This window comes from Lysinibacillus sp. OF-1 (genome assembly GCF_028356935.1).
In the GTDB taxonomy this organism is placed as follows: Bacteria; Bacillota; Bacilli; order Bacillales_A; family Planococcaceae; genus Lysinibacillus; species Lysinibacillus fusiformis_D.
In genome coordinates this window covers 4435325-4452461 of sequence record NZ_CP102798.1, presented here as the reverse complement: position 1 = coordinate 4452461, position 17137 = coordinate 4435325, and the positions used below count along the sequence as shown (strand labels likewise).

Genomic DNA, 17137 nt, shown 5'->3' with positions numbered 1-17137 from the left:
AGAGGTAAAAGGGAAAATTTGGCGAAGAATGTGTAGATAAATATTACAAAAAGGATGATGATCGATGATGAATACGGATGTGACGACGAAATTAAAAATCAGGCAGCCAGTCCATAAAGTTTTTGAAGCCATTATTTCTCCTACTGAAATTGGGCATTATTGGTTCTCTGATAGCTCTGAAAGATGGGGAGCGGGTAAAAGGATTACGCTTAGATATGATGAGTATCATGCTGAGGGTGTAATCACTGTGCTGGAAATGGAGGCTAATGAAAAAATTATGTTTGTATGGGGTGAAGAGCATGGTGAAGTGACGATGGTTACCATCACTCTTGAAGAATTACAAGGCGAAACCATTATTACTGTAGTAGAGTCAGGGTTTAATGCCCATGACCCAGAGATTATGGCAAAAATGATGGGGCAAAAAGAGGGTTGGGTTTATATGTTAACATGCCTCAAAGGATATTTAGAAAATGGCATTAGCAGTTTAAGAGCTTCGTTAATTCATTAGTGTATGTAGCTTACAATGCAATGACCTTAAACTTTATTAAATGCTGCTACCACTATAGGAGAGATGAGTCTTGGGAGTGGAGTTGCAGGAAAACTAGTGGGAGCATCTTATTCAAAAACCTATAGATACTTCTGAACAGAATTGGTAGGTGATTTTTTGGATAAGAAAATGTTTTCAAGTTGTATAATTGTTATCGCTGTTATTTCGTTATTTAGTCCAACAATTATTTCTACTTTAATGCGACAACAAAGTACAATACTTAATACTCATTATTACATTCAATACATTGCTAATTTGGTTAGTTTCCATCTAAGTTTATTCTTTTTGGCTTCATTAGCATTAGTCTTATTTCTCAAGAAGGGTCGATGACTAAATTGAAACATTTAAAACCACCTAAATGAAGATTAGAGATGGTTTTTTGTGTCTTACTATCAAATTGAAAAAGGTGCTATCCGTCGATAACACGTTCTATATACCTAAAGCAAGTTAAAGGAGATATTCATAGTTATGATGCCTACCGGAGACTTTAGTAGAGGAAATTGTTAATGCTGCAAGAAAATCATTTCTGAATTTATTTAAAAATGGTGAGCGGGACTATTACTGTACGCTATATACAACTGGCGAAGGGCATGCTCCGAACGTTTCAGCTTGGTCGTGGGAAGCATTGGAGCGGGAAGCTACTAAACAGGCAAGAAATAGCAACAACTCTCAATCTGAAATGGCTGCTCTTATCAAATGGTCTTATGCAGATTCTCCTTATTGTTGCTTCGGTGAAGAGTATTTTACAAATGTATGTCAGTACTTGAATGAGCGACCTAATATCAATGTCCTTGGGGGTGAAAAATGGCAGCAAGAATTGACATTCCGGCTAACAGCAATGGAATTAGCCATGAAAAAGCTTGATGAGGAGGGACTATTTGCCTTGAATCAAACAAGAGACGCTATTTGTATACTCGTGGAAGTGATGCCCCCAGATGAAGTAAACATAGAAATAGCGTTGCAATTAAACCAGTCGTCTACAGCATTGCAGCAATGGTTGGTGGAAGCAGACGAGTGATGGAGGGATGAAAGTGAAAAAATTATATTGGATGATGGGTGGCATTTTAATTTGTGCAGGGTTAGTAATAGGTATTGTCTTTTGGAAGTTTCAAAAAGAGATTAAGAAGGACGACCCAGAATATATTGTTCAATTTATAAAGGAACATAGAGCTGATAAAAATGTTTCCGTAGCCATTCAACGCAATCAACAATATTGGGTGGAATTAAACACTAAGGAACAGCTGCCATTAGCAAGTACAGTTAAAATCATCGTCGCTATAGCCTATGCACAGCAAGCAGCAGAGGGTCGCATTAATCCTCAGCAACAGGTCGATCTAAAGGAGTTAGAGGTATTTTATATTCCTAAAACGGATGGAGGTGCACATGAAGCATGGTTAGCGCAGTTAAACCTTCAGGGTGTGGATCATGTACCTTTAAGTGAAGTCGCAAGTGGTATGATTGCTTATAGTTCCAATGCGAATACGGAATATTTAATGCATGTATTAGGTTTTCAAGCGATTAATGATGTGCTTACACAGCTACATGTAGAGGATCATGAACCATTATATCCAATCGTCAGTGCACTCCATATCCCGGTTCAAGTCTTGAAAGAAAAAAATTTAACGAAAAAAGAAACATTAGCGGCTTTGCAAGAAATGGATATGGCTGAATATCGTGAGCGTGCATCGTCTATTCACGCCAGTTGGATAGAGCAACCTTTGACTTACGAGGAGAAAGCAGAGGCACAAAAACTGCTCAATATAGATTTTCAAAAGATATGGTCTGACCGTTTAATAAGGGCCACTACAAACGATTACATCTCTATTTTAGAAAAATTGAATAATAAAAACTTCTTCATTGCAGAGGTACATAAATACTTAGATCCCGTAATGGAACAGTTGATGCAGAATCCTAAAAATCAAGAATGGCTAACACATGCAGGTCAAAAGGGTGGATCGACTGCATTTGTCTTAACACTAGCAGCCTATGCGGAAGATAAAGAAGGGAATCAAACGGAAATTGCCCTTTTTGCTAACGACTTAAATACAATGGAACAAATTAAACTATCTAATAGTATGAATAGTTTTCAATTGAAATTTCTGACAGATGATAAGTTTCGCAAGCGTCTTAAAAGGGAGTTTTCTGAGTTGTGAGTTGCCTCTATAGATATGGCAACTCACACTATTAGCTCCGTTCATCCATTAATTTTTCGAGAAACTTTGAGAAAGTAGAAGCATATTCATAAATCATGTCATTCAATAAGTCAAAGCACATAACTGAAAACTCACCATGTTCATCTTTTGATGATGTATTAAAAAAATATAGTTCGTCTGCGTCTGGAACAAATAAATCTAACCTATTCGGATATTGTTTACACCAATCCTTGTCAGCCAAGTTAAGACGATGTATATAAAGAATATCTGTATGATCGATGTCTCTGTATGCTGGTTGACCGATTGTGAGAATAGATCCACCATTCAGTTGCCCATTGCCATAATTTTTTAACCACCAGCAATAGGATGGTGGTAAGCTGAACCCTAATTCAACTTCAGCTTCTACAATCCAATCATCTTCAACATCATGTCCAGGAAACCATTTAATCGCCGTAGTACTTGCTAGCATTTCTGCTAATCTAGCGTACATGGCAGCTACCTCCAATCTGTTTATAAATAGCACTCCATTAATAATTCAACGTGCAAACGGAGTACCTTCTTTCATTCAACTGCATAATATAGCGTTATCATGTATGAGAGGATTGAGTTACATGTACCACCCTTATTACGGTAATTATCTACTGTATAATTACGGTTATCAACCTGTTTATTGGGCCTATCCAAATCAGGAAGAACGAGTGCCAAGAAGTAATGTCCAGAATGATTTTGGATCAGGACCATTCGTTGTCAACATTGAAGAGACTACAAAGCACAACAAAAATTATCGAACAGTACTATGGACAGGGCCACACTTACAAGTAACTGTGATGAGCCTTAACGTTGGGGAAGATATTGGCTTAGAAGTACACCCTCACGTCGATCAATTTATTTGTATTGAGGAAGGGCATGGCGTTACACAGATGGGACCAAGTAAAGATTATTTAAACTTCCAAAGACACGTGTCTGAAGATATGGCCATTATGGTGCCAGCAGGGACATGGCATAATGTTACGAATATAGGCAATAAACCGCTAAAGCTTTACACAATTTATGCACCACCAAACCATCCATTTGGAACTGTTCATACGACAAAGGCTGATGCCATGGCTGAAGAAGAAGGCTATGGGCAGCGTGAATAAGAAATCATAAAGCGTGTTTTTCTGCAAAACATGCTTTTTTCTTGATATATGGTAGAATGTGTTTTAATTACAGATAGTAATAGTCCTGAATGGAGGTGATTAATGATGAAATATTCAAAAGCAACAAATTATGCGTTACATACGATGGTGTTTTTAACGCTCAATCCTAAAGGGAAATCAATGAGCGTAGAGTCTCTAGCAGAAATGCAGAAATTATCACCAACCTATCTTTCGAAAATATTAACAAAGCTTGTGAAGGCAGGTTTAATTGAGTCGAATCCAGGTGTCAACGGTGGTTACCGTATTTCTAAGCGTCCACAAGAAATTTCTTTCTTAGATGTGATTTATGCGATTGAAGGACAAACCTCATTATTTAGTTGTGCTTCAGATCATGAAGATGTCTTTCATCATCAAGGCTGTCTCATTGAACAAGTGATGGTGGATGCTGAGAATAATATGAAAGAGGAGCTTAGTAAGCAATTTATTATAGATATAGCTAATAAAATCGATTTAGATGGATAGCATGCATAAAGCGGTGGATACAGCACTAAATGTGATGGATAGAACGTTCAAATTGGTGGATAGGAACTAGGGAAGACCCCTAGTTCCGTTATTTTAATTGCATAAGAGCACCAAAATATTGCTGTGCTGTCGCGAAGCAAATAAATGCTAGTAGCTCGCTAATCTCGGCTGCTGTTAAATAATCCTTTAATACAGCTGTGACATTGGCCGCAGTGTGACCTTTTGAAGCTAAGAATGCTTCTGCAAAACCTGTACATACGGCTGTTTTCTCATCATAGTATTGTGGATCTGGTTTGCCTTTTGCCTTACAATACTGACAGCCATTTTTTTGAGCTAATGTTTTTCGAACCTCTTCTTTTAATGAAGCGGATAGATGCCCGTCTTTTTCGAGTACCTCCCCCAACTGTTGCCAGTGCAGCTGAATTCCCTCGTTATAGCCTAATAGTTGTTGAAATGGCGTTAAGCCCTTGTCGTGTAAATGAATAAGTGTCATCAAACATCCCTCCTTTCATTAGTGTAAAATATGAATAACGAAGTTAACATGCGAATTCGAAGGAAATTATAATCGTTTCCTTTTAAAAAGAAGGGGTATTGCCATAATGGATTTCATTAATGAAAGGATACTGAAAGAATTAAAGGAGGATAGTCGTATTTCTATGAGTGAATTAGGGAGACGAGTACATTTATCGGCACCAGCTGTTCGTGAAAGAGTACGGCAATTAGAGGAACAGGAAGTCATAAAAAAATATACTTTGGCTATTAATAAAAAGGCATTAGGCTATCCAGTTGAGGCTATCATTGAGGCGACAATAAAAAACAACCGCTATGCAGATTTTAAAGATCTTATTAAGACGTATACAACGATAGATTTTTGTTATCGAATATCAGGTGAGGCATGTTTTTTATTAAAAGGGCATTTTCAAACTTTTTCTGATGTTGAGCAGTTTATTGATGTATTACAGCCATATGCACATACAAAAACCAATTTTATTTTTTCTGATATATGTGAGGACATTTAAGAAAGGAGCTATTAATGGAATTCAAATTATTTGAAGAAGAAATTGATGATTTAGTACAGTTACTCACTCAAAATAAATGGTTGTATCACACGAATCCACTGGTAAAAGAAGAGTCCATTCGAGCTGCATATGTGGAGGGTTACTATAAGAACGATCGTGAAACACATTGGCTACTTGAGGAAGGGGAAAAAGTCGGGATTCTTTTTATTCATGTGGAAGTAAGGATATGGTGTTAAAGCACTTCATTGATCTATTTGGCGAAAAAGGTAAGATTCGTATTGAAGGCTATACTAGAGCCGATAATATGGGGATGCGAAAATGCTTTAGTAAGGCTGGCTTTGTGAAAGAGGGCTATTTAAGAAATGCTTGGGAAAATGAGGACGGTACCGTGACAGATAGTATTGTCTATAGTGCTATTAAAGATGATTGGATTACAGGGAACTCAACACCAATAAAAATGGATGAAGTCCCATTTTAAAGTGTTTGAGAGGAGTTATAGCATGAAAAAAGACATTTTAAACGCTTTAAGAAAATTATGGTCAAGCCAATCAAGTTCTAAATGGAGCTTGGATAACCTTGCAAAAGGGCAATGTGGCGTTACTTCATTAGTGGTGCAGGATATTCTTGGCGGAGAAATTAGAAAGACATTTCTCAAGGAGGGCTGGCACTTTTATAATGTCATTAATGGCGTAAGAATGGATTTTACGGAGGAGCAATTTTCATACATAATCGACTATCAGGATATTGATTCAAATAGGAATGAGGCTTTTCATGATACCAATGATGGGCAATATAGCTATTTAAAATCACAGGTTTATAAGCTTTTAGGGAAGGTAGAGAGTTAATTTTCTCTGCCTTTTTAAATTTAAAAACAAAGTTGTTGACGTTGATAAAAATATCGTGTTATTATTATCTCGAATTCAAGATAAATAATTTCGAGATAAATGAATTCGAACCTTTAGCTTTCGTCAGGAGGTACAATTATGGGTTTTTTGAATAAATTATTTAGTTCAAAAAAAGAGGAGGAACAAACAATGGCAGAATTAAATATCGGTATTATTATTGGATCGACACGTGAGGGACGTGTAAGCCCTCAAGTAGCACAATGGGTAAAGGAAATTGCAGATCTACGTGGTGACGCAAACTATACAGTGATCGATATTGCTGATTATAAATTGCCATTATTAGGCGAACCAGGGCAAGATGCTTCGGGTGCACAGGCTTGGTCAGAAATTATTGCTAAACAAGATGGATTTGTGTTTATCGTACAAGAATATAATCACTCTATTACAGGGGCCTTAAAAAATGCACTAGACTATTTACGTGTTGAGTGGAATAACAAGGCAGCAGGAATCGTTTCATATGGTTCTGTAGGTGGAGCTCGTGCAGCAGAACATCTACGTGGCATTATGGGAGAGCTATTAATTGCAGATGTACGTGTTCACCCAGCATTATCCTTATTCACAGATTTTGAAAATGGAACAGACTTTAAACCAAAGGAAGTACAATCAGATTCAGTGGACCAAATGTTAGATCAATTAATCCCATGGTCTAAAGCTTTATATACAATTCGCTAAGCTTATCCAGTTTGAGGTAGGACGTAGTTGGGCACAGTAAAGGTGAGAAAAATAGTCGAAAGGGCTTGTTAACATGAAAAAACATACAGCAGGTATTCACCATATCACAGCCATCGTAGGGCATCCACAAGAGAATATTGATTTTTACGCAGGTGTGTTGGGCTTACGTTTAGTGAAGCAAACTGTAAACTTTGATGATCCTGGCACATATCATTTATATTTTGGCGATAAAGGTGGAAAACCAGGCACAATCATTACCTTCTTCCCTTGGGCAGATGCTTATCAAGGACGTATTGGTGATGGCCAAGTTGGCGTTACAACGTATGTTGTACCAGAAGGGGCACTTCCATTTTGGATTAATCGCTTAGCAAAATTCTCGATTCCCTTCCAAAAAGCTGAACGCTTTGGTGAGCAAGTCATTCAATTGGACGACCCACATGGTTTGCATATTGAACTCGTTGCACGTGCGGAAGGCGAGCTCAATGAATGGACATTTGGTGAGGTAACACCCGAGGTTGCTATTAAAGGTTTTGGTGGAGCTACACTATACTCAAGTCATCCTGAAGAAACGGCAAAAGTTTTAACAGAAGTGATGGGCCTTGAACAGGTAGCGACAGAGGGTGACTATACTCGTTATAAATCAAGTGCAGCTATTGGTAATACTGTAGATTTAAAAACAGTAGCAGGTGTACGTGGTCAAATGGGTGTAGGAACGGTTCACCATATTGCGTGGAGAGCTCAAGATAATACGGATCATTTAGAATGGCAAGAGTATGTGATGAACCATGGACAGCATGTAACGGAAGTCAAAGATCGTAATTATTTCAATGCGATTTATTTCCGTGAGCCTGGCGAAATTCTATTTGAAATCGCTACAGATCCTCCTGGATTTGCTCATGACGAAACACCTGAGACAATGGGTAGCCAATTAATGTTGCCACTTCAGTACGAACAGCATCGTGAACAATTAGAAAGAACATTAATCCCGATTAAAGTGCGTAAATTGGATTAAGAAGAGGAGTCGCTTAATTTCCAATAATCCAAGAAAATGACAGGCTGTTAGCAGAATTGCACAGTCAAACTACGCTAAAATTGCGATAGAGCACAAAGCTAAAATATAATAAAAATGAGAAAAGAGCGAATTTGCAAAAATCCTCTCTTTTCTCATTTTTTATTATAAAATTCCTTCTATTTTCATTAAATCTTCATTTGTTAACAGGACATCCGTTGCTTCCACATTGATAGCTACTTGGCTTTTATGCTTTCCTCCTGGGATAACGGCATCAACACCGTCTTGGGCTAATAACCAAGCAAGAGCCAGATTTGGTAATGTTGTTTGTTTTTCTGCTGCTACTTCCTTTAACGCCTCTACTTTAACTAATGTTTGTTCAAACAGTTCACCGTGGAATAAAGGGTTTGAAACTCGCCAGTCCCCTGCGCCTAGTTTAAAATCTTTTGTATACTTGCCACCAAGTAGACCATATGAGAGTGGTCCATAAGGAATAAATGAAATATCATTTTTTATACAGTATGGCAGTAAATCTTGTTCGGCTGAACGGTTTAACATATTATAAGGAGATTGTAAGACTGAAATATCATTATGCATATTTGCTTCGATTAATTGATCTAATGTTACGTTAGAAATTCCTATTGCTCCGATTTTACCTTCTTCTTTTAAGCGCGATAATTCTCCAATCGATTCAACAAGGGGTGTTTCGTTATCAGGGAAGTGCAAATAGTATAGATCTACATAATCCAATTGGAGGCGATTTAAGCTATTTTCAAAAGCTTGTCGTAGATATTTTGGATGATTATCTACTGTTACTGTACCATCTTCAAACCAACGTTTAGCTGCCTTTGTTGCCAAAACGAAATCTTCCCTACGATAGTTTTTCAAAACATCCCCAACGATTTCCTCTGAACGCCCTTTACCATAAATGTCTGCTGTATCAATAAAAGTTATTCCAAGATCTAGGGCTGTTGTCACTAGCTCCTTTCCATCTTGTTCATTTAAGCTTTCAAATAAATTATGACCACCAACAGCATTTGTTCCAAGACCAATTTCTGAAATACGGATATTAGTTTTCTTTAATGTATGGAATTTCATCTTCTTACCTCCTCGTTTTTCTATAACAAGAATAGGATAAAAACCTATTTTTACAAACATCTATACTAATAGTTTCATATATAGAAGCAAAAGCATTTTTATTGCAAAGGAGCATAGCTTATTAATCTTCTAAGATACAAAACTATGTTAAAAGATAATCAATTTCCGCTGTTAATTTTTTACTTGCCTCGACTAATTTTTTTACAAAAGAACGAATGGCCGCTTTCTTTATTTGCTCCGTCGAACCGTGTAGGGCAATGGCACCTATTACTTCTTTATTGACATAGATAGGTACTGCAATACAACATTTACCTAGATTGGTTTCTTCATTATCAACAGCGTATCCTTGTGCTTTAATAACCTGTAAGTGAGGAATTAATAAACCATAATCATAGAAGGTTTTTGATGTAAGTGGATGAAGTCTTATACTATTTAACATGTCATGTTGCGTTTCTATGGGTAGGTGAGCTAAGACTACTTTTCCAAGTGCACTTGAATGCATGGGTGTTCGAGTATCGATTGCTTGAAAAAAAGGTTGTTCAAATGGCTCCCTGATGACATTTTTTATCACCATTTCACAATCTTCTAAAATACCAATATAAGTAGTTATTTCTTCTTGTCGGGCTAATTGATAGGGTGCTACAAGGGAAGTCCATTCAATATCTTGATGCCAATATAGATGTTCATCTCTAAAAATATGAGGATTTAATTGATAGTATTTATTATATTTATTAACATAATTCATTTTTTCCAAAGTATAAAGCATGCGAAAAACCGATGTCTTATTCAGTGATAACTCTTCCATAATTTCAGTCAATGTAAGAGCATGCTTTTGTCGTAATATATCCAATATCAAAAGGCCCTTTTTTAATGTCGATACTTCATAGGAATCCATTTCTGTCCTCTCCTAACTTCTAAAATAATTTAACCTGTACCTGTGAAATATTCATAGTTCTTTATTGATATTATAAAGACAATTTTTTATAACTGCTCAATTTTTATTTTAATAATATACAACCTTAAATTTGTAAAATGGTGGACAATTATAAAAAATGTCAGTGTTTTTTTGTATTGATTGTTGATTCTCCTCTTACTGGAGGTAATACACTTTGATTTGAATCAGCAAGATCAAAAAACAAGGAGGTTTTTATTATGAGGTCTATTGAATTGTTTTATGTCATCTTTAATATTGTTTTACTAGGTTGGTTAGTTTTTGGTAGAAACAAGTCACAGCGAGGAATACTGATAGCTGGTGGTATGTCTATGCTATTTCTACTTGTCCATGGAATCATTGAAGGGATGCGGTGGCAAATGATACCGACTTATTTGATGACATTATTTTTTCTCGTTGTTGTTGTGATAAGGCACTTTTTTAACCCAAAAGTTCAAAAAGAACAACAATCAAGTATGCGCCGATTACGCGTTGTTCTGAATTCAACATTAGCTGTACTTTATTCTGCCATAGCAGTTAGTCTGCCTATCGTTCTTCCGGTATTTACCTTTGAAAAGCCAGCGGGTCCGTACCAAATTGGAACAGTCACCTACGATTGGGAAGATACTAAGAGGGAAGAGACTCTCACACCAGAGCTTGGCGACAAACGCGAATTAATGGTACAAATCTGGTATCCTGCTGATACGAATGCTAAAGGTAATACGGCTCCTTATATTTCCGATTCTGCTGTTTTTGCAGAGGGGTATAGTAAAATTCTAAATTTACCGAAGTTTTTATTCGCAAATTTTGGTTATGTCAAAACACATGCTATTGAGAACGCTGAGATTTCTAATCAGGAAACAACCTATCCGGTACTCCTTTTCTCTCATGGCTTTAGTGGGCATAAAAATCAGAACACTTTTCAAATTGAGCAATTAGTCAGTCAAGGCTATATCGTGGTAGGTATAGATCACACCTACAGTAGCACGGCCTCAGTTTTTTCTGATGGTCGTATAGCAAATTACGTCCCACAAAAAACGGAATCAATTGCATATTTAGATAAAGCAAATGAAGGTTGGGTTGAAGATGCTAAATTTGTGCTGGATCAAGTAGAGCAGCTGGCCCAAAATGATTCTGAAAACCGTTTTACAGGTCGAATGGATATGGAGAATATAGGTATGTTTGGCCATTCCTTTGGTGGGGCAACGAGCACCCAAATGCTAATGACAGATTCAAGAATAAAAGCAGCTCTTAATATGGACGGCGTTCTATATGGAAAACTCCGAGTTCCTACGGAGGGGCTGAAGAAGCCATTTATGATGATGAGTGCTGATGACTCAATCAGAGAAGCGAAGGAAACGGATAGTGAGGAGTTCATCGAGTTTGTAAACGAAACTTTGCCACGGTATGAGTATGTAACTGTGGGTGGGAACTATTGGATGAAGATTAAAGATATGAAGCATATGGGCTTCTCTGATTTATACCTGTTTTCACCACTTTATGAACGGATGGAAGGGGTCGACATCCAAAAGGCTTATCATCTGATTAACGACTATTCATTGGATTTCTTTAATCATTATTTAAAGCAACAGCCATTTAAACTATTAGAGCAAAATATTGGGGATTATCCAGAATTTACGTTACAGAAAGGTTGACAGCTAAGGTGAATAGTTGAGGGTGTTTAGCCCCTCAATTATTCGCCTTCTGAATTTTCCATATGTTCAAGTCGCCATTCTATTCCTTGAAATAGTAATTGATTAGCTTTTGAGAGTTGGTAGTATTGTGGACTTAGAATGGCACATAATATTTCGCATCGTTCGAGTCGTTTGGTTTTGGTTCTTTGAATATATTTTACAAAGTAATGGAAGTAATCTTCTTTATTGTCCAAATGCTCTGAGTTCGCATACAGCCTAGCAGTATCATCGACAATGGCCTGTACAACCGGACTGCTGGCAGGCGATTTTTGTTTCAACGCCTTATTCAATCGATCATGGATGTTTTCGAGCTTTCTGACCAGTGTTGTAGCATTGTATTTTGGCTGATGAACAATATTCATGTACAGAAATTCAGTATTTTTCAGGTCTTTTATAAACTGCGGATCATTTATGAGCTCCTGCAACTCATGCCAAGCAGCGGTTTGTTTGGCGGAGCCTTTCACCTGATTAATAATGTATTTGTCAAAATAATAAAAAAACGAATCTTTCCACTCTTTTGGAATGCCATTTAAGAATTGTATTTCTTGCACTTTTTTATCGATAAATTGTTTTTTATTTTCAGCTTTAATTGTTCGTGCATTCACTAAATCATGAATACACTGCAATGAATCCCCATTATGTTCCTTTGCTTGACGCAAAATTGATATCATATCCATAAGCGTATTAACCTGTGTTTCCATCGATTCAATCTGCCAATCAAGTATTCTAGTGACTGATAGCTCCTCAGATATCATTTTGCTTATATCATCAATTCCAAAATCCAAATAACGCAGGTTTGTAATCATTTCAAGACGCCATATATCTTTCACTGTGTATAATCGATGTCCACCATCAGTATAACTTGTAGGTTTTAGCAACCCAATTTCATCATAGTAACGAACTGTTTTTATAGTAGAACCTATTATTTTAGCTGTTTCACCTATAGTATATTTTTCTTCCAAATGATTACACCTCCTGATTGGATCACTTTATAGTAATTTTAACATCATAGTTCATTTGATGATAAAAAAAGTCATTATTTTATTTTACGATAAACTTGCCATAAATTGAGGAATTGGACTTGCATAGCTGTGAAGTTTTTATCAACAAGGTCATCATAACTAAATTGTTATAATTATAAAATGCGAAAATATCGTCAAAGCATTTTCGCATTTTAAATTTTCATATTCAAACATTCCAAGAGCAGCAACTTTCATTTAGAAAATTATGCTCCTGCCAATTATGATTGCAACTGAACTACTTAACGACTATGATAAGGGCTATTTCACATTTTCAGTAAGGTAGACTAAGGGTGAAGAGCGCGAGCCATTGCATCTAAATAGTTCTGACTTGCACGCTGACTTACCTCGGCTTCAGGTACAAAGACTTCAAAGCAATGAAAGCTACCAGGGTAGAGATTCATTTCAACATCTACTCCTGCTTGGGCAAGACGTGTTACATAATCAAAGGTTTCATCTCGAAATAAATCAAGTTGACCTATACATGTATAGGTTGGTGGTAATCCTGCTAAATTATCTGCTCTTGAAGGAACCGCATACGGAGAAAGTTCGTTGGTGTCCTTTTCTTCTCCTAAGTACATACGCCAAGCGGTCAAATTATTTGATCTACTCCATGTTGCATGAGCATCGGTAATCTCATAGCTAGATGGCGTTTCATTTCGGTTATCAAGCATTGGATATAATGGCATTTGAAATATAATTGAAGGCCCTCCCTTATCGCGAGCCATTAATGCTAGTGCTGCTGTTAGCCCTCCGCCACCACTTGCACCAGCAATTGCCACTCGTTTAACATCAATGCCTAGTGATGGAGCCTCAGCTGTCATCCATACTAACCCTGCATAACAATCTTCAATCGCGGCTGGATAAGGATGCTCAGGAGCAAGTCGATAATCAACAGAAACGACAACGCAGTTAGCGGTCTGAACAAAACGTTCACATAGAAGATCATCCATATCGGGGTGTCCCATAACGAAACCACCACCATGAATCCAAAGCATAGCTGGAAGTTTATCACGGTTTCGTTCAATTGGTTCATAAATTTTAACTAGCATTTCACCTCCATCTCCTCTAGGAATCATGCAATTCGTCGTGTGCACAAGTTTTGACTTTTCTAATGGTGGCTGGACTAAGAGGCTGCGACTCCACGCTAAATCTTCCTGCAGACGAAAGCCCGGAAACTGTGAGTAAGCCTGTCTTAATTCTGGTAGTACTCGATTATTAATCGTCATATAAATTCCCCTTTAAAATATAATGAAATCCTAAAGAAATGGATGTCCTTCTAGTGCCATTTCCGCCTCCCATTTAGCAACTTCCTCACGCACACGGGGTGCCACTTCTGTTCCAAGAAGTTCTATCGCTTGCATGACTTGATCATGTGGCATTGTACTTAAAGGTACGTATAGCATAAACCGTGTGATCCCTACATGTTTACGAAGATGAATGATTTTATCTGCAACTGTCTTTGGATCACCTACATATAATGCCCCTTCAAAACTTCGTGCAGCATCATAACTAGAACGATCATAATACGGCCAGCCGCGTTCTTTGCCCAATTTATTCATGCCTGCTTTTGTGGATGGGAAAAATGTATCTGCTGCCCATTCCTTATTTGGACCAACAAAACCTATTGAATGAGAGCCTACCTGAAGCTTAGATAAATCGTGGCCTGCATGAGCTGCAGCTTTTTTATAGAGTTGTACGATTGGAGCAAACTGCATAGGACTGCCTCCAATGATTGCTAGCATAAGTGGTAATCCTAAAAGTCCGGCCCGAATGGCAGATTGTTGATTTCCTCCACTTCCAATCCATATGGGTAAGGAGTTTTGAACAGATCTTGGATACACACCTAAATTGTTGATCGCTGGTCGATGCTTCCCTTCCCATACTACTTTTTCTGACTCGCGAATTTTGAGTAATAAGTCCAAATGTTCTTCAAACAGTTCATCATAATCATTTAAATTGTAGCCAAATAGGGGGAAAGATTCGATAAAGGATCCACGGCCAGCCATAATCTCCGCACGCCCATTTGATAGTCCGTCTAAAGTAGAAAAATCCTGAAAGACACGTACGGGATCGGCAGAAGAAAGAACTGTCACGGCACTTGTTAATCGAATTTTTTTCGTTTGTGGAGCGGCAGCTGATAACACCATTGCTGGGGAGGAAGCAGCATAATCTTCTCGATGGTGCTCGCCAACGCCAAACACATCCAATCCTACTTGATCTGCAAGAATGATTTCCTCCACTACTTCACGTAAACGCTGTGCATGACTAATTACCTCGCCACTATGAACATCTGGTTTTGTTTCTACGAAAGAAGTAATTCCTATTTCCATTTGTTATCTCTCCTAAGTTAAATCAATATTTTGTGAATCGTCTAGTCATTACCCAAAAAATAAGGGCAATTGTACTGATAGAAGCTCCAAGTAAGCAAACCCCTTCCCAGCCAAAGTGTGCATATGTCTGTGTAGAAGCGATTGAACCGCCAGCGCTGCCGATGGAGTAGAACACCATGTAACCAGCGGTAAGTCGACTTCGCGCTTCTGCACGCAATGGAAGAATCATCGTCTGATTAGTGACATGAATTGCCTGTACGGCCAAATCCAGCAAGATAATACCAACAACTAATGCAAATAACGACTTTTCTAGATAATTTATAAACAACCATGAAATGAGTAGTAGCACTAAAGCAATCCCTGTTGTTTTTTGTCCATAACCCCGGTCAGCAAATTTCCCTGCCTGTGCGGCAGCTAATGCACCAGCCACTCCAATAAGACCAAAAGCACCAATGACACTGTGTGACAGTGTTAACGGTGGGGCACTAAGTGGCAGAACAAGTGGCGTCCATAAAATACTGAAATTAGCAAAAATTAGCATGGCTAGAACCGAGCGGATACGTAAAGTTCTTTCTTGAATGAACAACATAAATACGGATTTAATTAGCTGAAAGTAGGATAGGGCTTTTACTTCACGCTCCACTTTAGGTAACACTTTTAGAAATATACAGACCATTAAAAACATAAGAGTGGCAGAGACTAGATAAACGGACCGCCAGCCAGCAAGATCAGTTAAGAGACCAGCGAAGGTCCGAGCGAGCAGTATGCCAATGACGATTCCGCTCGTGACAATACCAACAACACGACCTCGTTCTGTAGGGGAAGCCATAGTAGCCGCAAATGCCACAAGTGTCTGCGTCACAACTGCAAGTAGACCTACCAAAGCCATACCTGTGAAAAGTACTGCGCTATAGGAGGCAGTGCCTACTATAACCAAAGCCGTTATGGACAGTAGCATCTGTCCAATAATCAATCGGCGCTGATTGAGTAAATCCCCTAGAGGCACTAAGAGTAATAAACCTAAGCCATAAAAGATTTGCGTGATGGTAATAACAACACCAATAATCGAGTGATCAATAGTAAACTCATTTGACAATTGATCGAGCAGCGGCTGTGCAAAATAAATATTGGCTACAGACATTCCACAGGCTGTTGCGAATAATAATGTTATAGCTCGAGACATGGAAGACTGTTGATTTATAGTAGGCGCATCGTTTTCTCGCTTCAGATCATTGTCCACACGATATCCTCCATTCATAATTGAATTGTCATTATAACTTACCGTTCGGTATGAAATAATTATTGGTAAATATATCTTAGTTTTATTTGCTGTGTCAATGTATTTTTTGAATTTATTTTTATAAATAAAACGGAAATTGACAATATAAAGAGCAGGTTATACAATTATTACATACTATTTGGTATTTAAATTGTAGTGACCAGCTTATTAATCCTTACATAAAGGAGGTGGGTTTTTTATGGCAAGAACCCGTGAATTTGATGAAGAAAAAGTATTAGAGGCTGCCATGCAGTTATTTTGGGAGAAGGGATATGAAGCTACTTCTTTAAGTGATCTCACTGCTAGAATGGGCATTCAACGTCCTAGTATTTATTCAACCTTTGGTGACAAAAAAGAGCTTTTCGAAGCAGCACTTCGAAGATATACGACATCTCGTGCAGCTGATATACGAGCAAGACTCCAAAGCCATACGTCTGTAAAGCAGGCATTTGCTACTTTTTTTGAAGAAGTGATTGCAGCTGAATATACGAAAGATCTTAGTAACGGCTGTTTTTGTATCAATACAATGGTTGAATTAGCTCCTCATGACGAGAGATTTGAAATTTTAACGAGAGAGCATCAACTTTATTTAGCTGTTATTTTTCAGGAGACGATTGAGCGAGGAATCCAATCAGGCGAGTTAGATGCTGACACGGATGCGAAATCTTTAGCACAAGCACTACTTGTGGCACTAATCGGATTAACGGTCATGCTGAAATCACAGCCGCAACAAGCCTTTGTTGATAATGCAATTGCAACAACGCTCACATTACTTAAATAATACTTTACTATCTATGTAAAAGTAGATGAAACTGTA

The 17137-nt window shown here is 37.8% G+C and carries 21 protein-coding genes; 13 read left to right on the top strand and 8 right to left on the bottom strand.

Translation table 11 applies throughout. The annotated features are described in order from the left end of the window. Positions 1-64 precede the first annotated feature (64 nt). The 3 genes from NV349_RS21845 (at position 65) to NV349_RS21835 (ending at position 2700) form a co-directional block, all read left to right on the top strand. Entirely contained in the window at positions 65-508 is a 444-nt protein-coding gene (locus NV349_RS21845) for an SRPBCC family protein (protein WP_080717176.1), read from the top strand. A gap of 538 nt (positions 509-1046) precedes the next feature. Next, a complete protein-coding gene (locus tag NV349_RS21840; RefSeq protein WP_271913643.1) occupies positions 1047-1565 on the top strand; it encodes a DUF4303 domain-containing protein in 519 nt (172 codons plus the stop codon). A 13-nt stretch (positions 1566-1578) separates the two neighbouring features. Further along, positions 1579-2700: a serine hydrolase gene (locus NV349_RS21835; protein WP_271911358.1), complete on the top strand. Its 1122-nt coding sequence runs from the start codon at positions 1579-1581 to the stop codon at positions 2698-2700. A gap of 31 nt (positions 2701-2731) precedes the next feature. On the opposite strand, the gene NV349_RS21830 is transcribed toward NV349_RS21835, so the two are convergent. Beyond that, the gene (locus NV349_RS21830; protein WP_036128784.1) at positions 2732-3190 is read right to left on the bottom strand and encodes an SMI1/KNR4 family protein; all 459 of its coding nucleotides are present in this window, start codon (positions 3188-3190) and stop codon (positions 2732-2734) included. A gap of 121 nt (positions 3191-3311) precedes the next feature. On the opposite strand from NV349_RS21830, the gene NV349_RS21825 reads away from it, so the two are divergent. Further along, complete coding sequence (locus NV349_RS21825; RefSeq protein ID WP_036128783.1) at positions 3312-3839, top strand: cupin domain-containing protein; 528 nt, start codon at positions 3312-3314, stop codon at positions 3837-3839. Positions 3840-3941: 102 nt separating this feature from the next. Beyond that, positions 3942-4361: an Rrf2 family transcriptional regulator gene (locus NV349_RS21820; RefSeq protein ID WP_036128781.1), complete on the top strand. Its 420-nt coding sequence runs from the start codon at positions 3942-3944 to the stop codon at positions 4359-4361. A gap of 88 nt (positions 4362-4449) precedes the next feature. Here the strand turns inward: NV349_RS21820 and NV349_RS21815 are convergent, their stop codons facing one another. Further along, positions 4450-4854: a carboxymuconolactone decarboxylase family protein gene (locus NV349_RS21815; protein WP_036128779.1), complete on the bottom strand. Its 405-nt coding sequence runs from the start codon at positions 4852-4854 to the stop codon at positions 4450-4452. 106 nt (positions 4855-4960) lie between these two features. On the opposite strand from NV349_RS21815, the gene NV349_RS21810 reads away from it, so the two are divergent. The 6 genes from NV349_RS21810 (at position 4961) to NV349_RS21785 (ending at position 7969) form a co-directional block, all read left to right on the top strand. Then, positions 4961-5380, top strand: coding sequence for an Lrp/AsnC family transcriptional regulator (locus NV349_RS21810; RefSeq protein ID WP_036128778.1), 420 nt, complete (start codon positions 4961-4963; stop codon positions 5378-5380). A gap of 14 nt (positions 5381-5394) precedes the next feature. After that, positions 5395-5616 carry a hypothetical protein gene (locus NV349_RS21805; protein WP_230593986.1) on the top strand — a complete coding sequence of 74 codons (222 nt, stop codon included), beginning with the start codon at positions 5395-5397 and terminating at the stop codon, positions 5614-5616. Further along, a complete protein-coding gene (locus NV349_RS21800) occupies positions 5607-5858 on the top strand; it encodes a GNAT family N-acetyltransferase (protein ID WP_271911352.1) in 252 nt (83 codons plus the stop codon). The genes NV349_RS21805 and NV349_RS21800 overlap by 10 nt, the downstream gene beginning before the upstream one ends. Positions 5859-5880: 22 nt before the next feature. Continuing rightward, positions 5881-6225, top strand: a complete 345-nt coding sequence (locus NV349_RS21795) for a YunG family protein (protein WP_271911350.1) — start codon at positions 5881-5883, stop codon at positions 6223-6225. 138 nt (positions 6226-6363) lie between these two features. Continuing rightward, positions 6364-6957: an NADPH-dependent FMN reductase gene (locus NV349_RS21790; protein WP_271911347.1), complete on the top strand. Its 594-nt coding sequence runs from the start codon at positions 6364-6366 to the stop codon at positions 6955-6957. 73 nt (positions 6958-7030) lie between these two features. Further along, the gene (locus tag NV349_RS21785) at positions 7031-7969 is read left to right on the top strand and encodes a ring-cleaving dioxygenase (RefSeq protein ID WP_089933692.1); all 939 of its coding nucleotides are present in this window, start codon (positions 7031-7033) and stop codon (positions 7967-7969) included. Positions 7970-8131: 162 nt separating this feature from the next. Here the strand turns inward: NV349_RS21785 and NV349_RS21780 are convergent, their stop codons facing one another. After that, the gene (locus NV349_RS21780; protein ID WP_036128769.1) at positions 8132-9064 is read right to left on the bottom strand and encodes an aldo/keto reductase; all 933 of its coding nucleotides are present in this window, start codon (positions 9062-9064) and stop codon (positions 8132-8134) included. Between the two features lie 142 nt (positions 9065-9206). After that, the gene (locus NV349_RS21775) at positions 9207-9959 is read right to left on the bottom strand and encodes an IclR family transcriptional regulator (RefSeq protein WP_036128768.1); all 753 of its coding nucleotides are present in this window, start codon (positions 9957-9959) and stop codon (positions 9207-9209) included. A 257-nt stretch (positions 9960-10216) separates the two neighbouring features. Between NV349_RS21775 and NV349_RS21770 the strand changes: the two genes are divergently transcribed. Beyond that, entirely contained in the window at positions 10217-11650 is a 1434-nt protein-coding gene (locus NV349_RS21770; RefSeq protein WP_141904194.1) for an alpha/beta hydrolase family protein, read from the top strand. 38 nt (positions 11651-11688) lie between these two features. Here NV349_RS21770 and NV349_RS21765 read toward each other — a convergent pair whose 3' ends face one another. The 4 genes from NV349_RS21765 to NV349_RS21750 form a co-directional block, all read right to left on the bottom strand. Further along, entirely contained in the window at positions 11689-12651 is a 963-nt protein-coding gene (locus NV349_RS21765; protein ID WP_271911344.1) for a MerR family transcriptional regulator, read from the bottom strand. A 344-nt stretch (positions 12652-12995) separates the two neighbouring features. Further along, on the bottom strand, positions 12996-13937 hold the full coding sequence (locus NV349_RS21760; RefSeq protein ID WP_036128763.1) for an alpha/beta hydrolase: 942 nt from the start codon (positions 13935-13937) through the stop codon (positions 12996-12998). A gap of 30 nt (positions 13938-13967) precedes the next feature. Next, positions 13968-15041 (bottom strand): LLM class flavin-dependent oxidoreductase, encoded by a 1074-nt coding sequence (locus NV349_RS21755; RefSeq protein WP_271911340.1) that lies wholly within the window; start codon positions 15039-15041, stop codon positions 13968-13970. A gap of 22 nt (positions 15042-15063) precedes the next feature. Beyond that, positions 15064-16224 (bottom strand): MFS transporter, encoded by a 1161-nt coding sequence (locus tag NV349_RS21750; RefSeq protein WP_442916457.1) that lies wholly within the window; start codon positions 16222-16224, stop codon positions 15064-15066. Positions 16225-16519: 295 nt separating this feature from the next. On the opposite strand from NV349_RS21750, the gene NV349_RS21745 reads away from it, so the two are divergent. Next, the gene (locus NV349_RS21745; RefSeq protein WP_036128759.1) at positions 16520-17101 is read left to right on the top strand and encodes a TetR/AcrR family transcriptional regulator; all 582 of its coding nucleotides are present in this window, start codon (positions 16520-16522) and stop codon (positions 17099-17101) included. Positions 17102-17137 lie beyond the last annotated feature (36 nt).

Coding starts and splice junctions, on each gene's coding strand:
- NV349_RS21845 (WP_080717176.1), top strand. CDS start 65: ATGATGAATACGGATGTGACGACGAAATTAAAAATCAGGCAGCCAGTC.
- NV349_RS21830 (WP_036128784.1), bottom strand. CDS start 3,190: ATGTACGCTAGATTAGCAGAAATGCTAGCAAGTACTACGGCGATTAAA.
- NV349_RS21825 (WP_036128783.1), top strand. CDS start 3,312: ATGTACCACCCTTATTACGGTAATTATCTACTGTATAATTACGGTTAT.
- NV349_RS21820 (WP_036128781.1), top strand. CDS start 3,942: ATGATGAAATATTCAAAAGCAACAAATTATGCGTTACATACGATGGTG.
- NV349_RS21815 (WP_036128779.1), bottom strand. CDS start 4,854: ATGACACTTATTCATTTACACGACAAGGGCTTAACGCCATTTCAACAA.
- NV349_RS21810 (WP_036128778.1), top strand. CDS start 4,961: ATGGATTTCATTAATGAAAGGATACTGAAAGAATTAAAGGAGGATAGT.
- NV349_RS21805 (WP_230593986.1), top strand. CDS start 5,395: ATGGAATTCAAATTATTTGAAGAAGAAATTGATGATTTAGTACAGTTA.
- NV349_RS21800 (WP_271911352.1), top strand. CDS start 5,607: ATGGTGTTAAAGCACTTCATTGATCTATTTGGCGAAAAAGGTAAGATT.
- NV349_RS21795 (WP_271911350.1), top strand. CDS start 5,881: ATGAAAAAAGACATTTTAAACGCTTTAAGAAAATTATGGTCAAGCCAA.
- NV349_RS21790 (WP_271911347.1), top strand. CDS start 6,364: ATGGGTTTTTTGAATAAATTATTTAGTTCAAAAAAAGAGGAGGAACAA.
- NV349_RS21785 (WP_089933692.1), top strand. CDS start 7,031: ATGAAAAAACATACAGCAGGTATTCACCATATCACAGCCATCGTAGGG.
- NV349_RS21780 (WP_036128769.1), bottom strand. CDS start 9,064: ATGAAATTCCATACATTAAAGAAAACTAATATCCGTATTTCAGAAATT.
- NV349_RS21775 (WP_036128768.1), bottom strand. CDS start 9,959: ATGGATTCCTATGAAGTATCGACATTAAAAAAGGGCCTTTTGATATTG.
- NV349_RS21770 (WP_141904194.1), top strand. CDS start 10,217: ATGAGGTCTATTGAATTGTTTTATGTCATCTTTAATATTGTTTTACTA.
- NV349_RS21760 (WP_036128763.1), bottom strand. CDS start 13,937: ATGACGATTAATAATCGAGTACTACCAGAATTAAGACAGGCTTACTCA.
- NV349_RS21755 (WP_271911340.1), bottom strand. CDS start 15,041: ATGGAAATAGGAATTACTTCTTTCGTAGAAACAAAACCAGATGTTCAT.
- NV349_RS21750 (WP_442916457.1), bottom strand. CDS start 16,224: ATGTCTCGAGCTATAACATTATTATTCGCAACAGCCTGTGGAATGTCT.
- NV349_RS21745 (WP_036128759.1), top strand. CDS start 16,520: ATGGCAAGAACCCGTGAATTTGATGAAGAAAAAGTATTAGAGGCTGCC.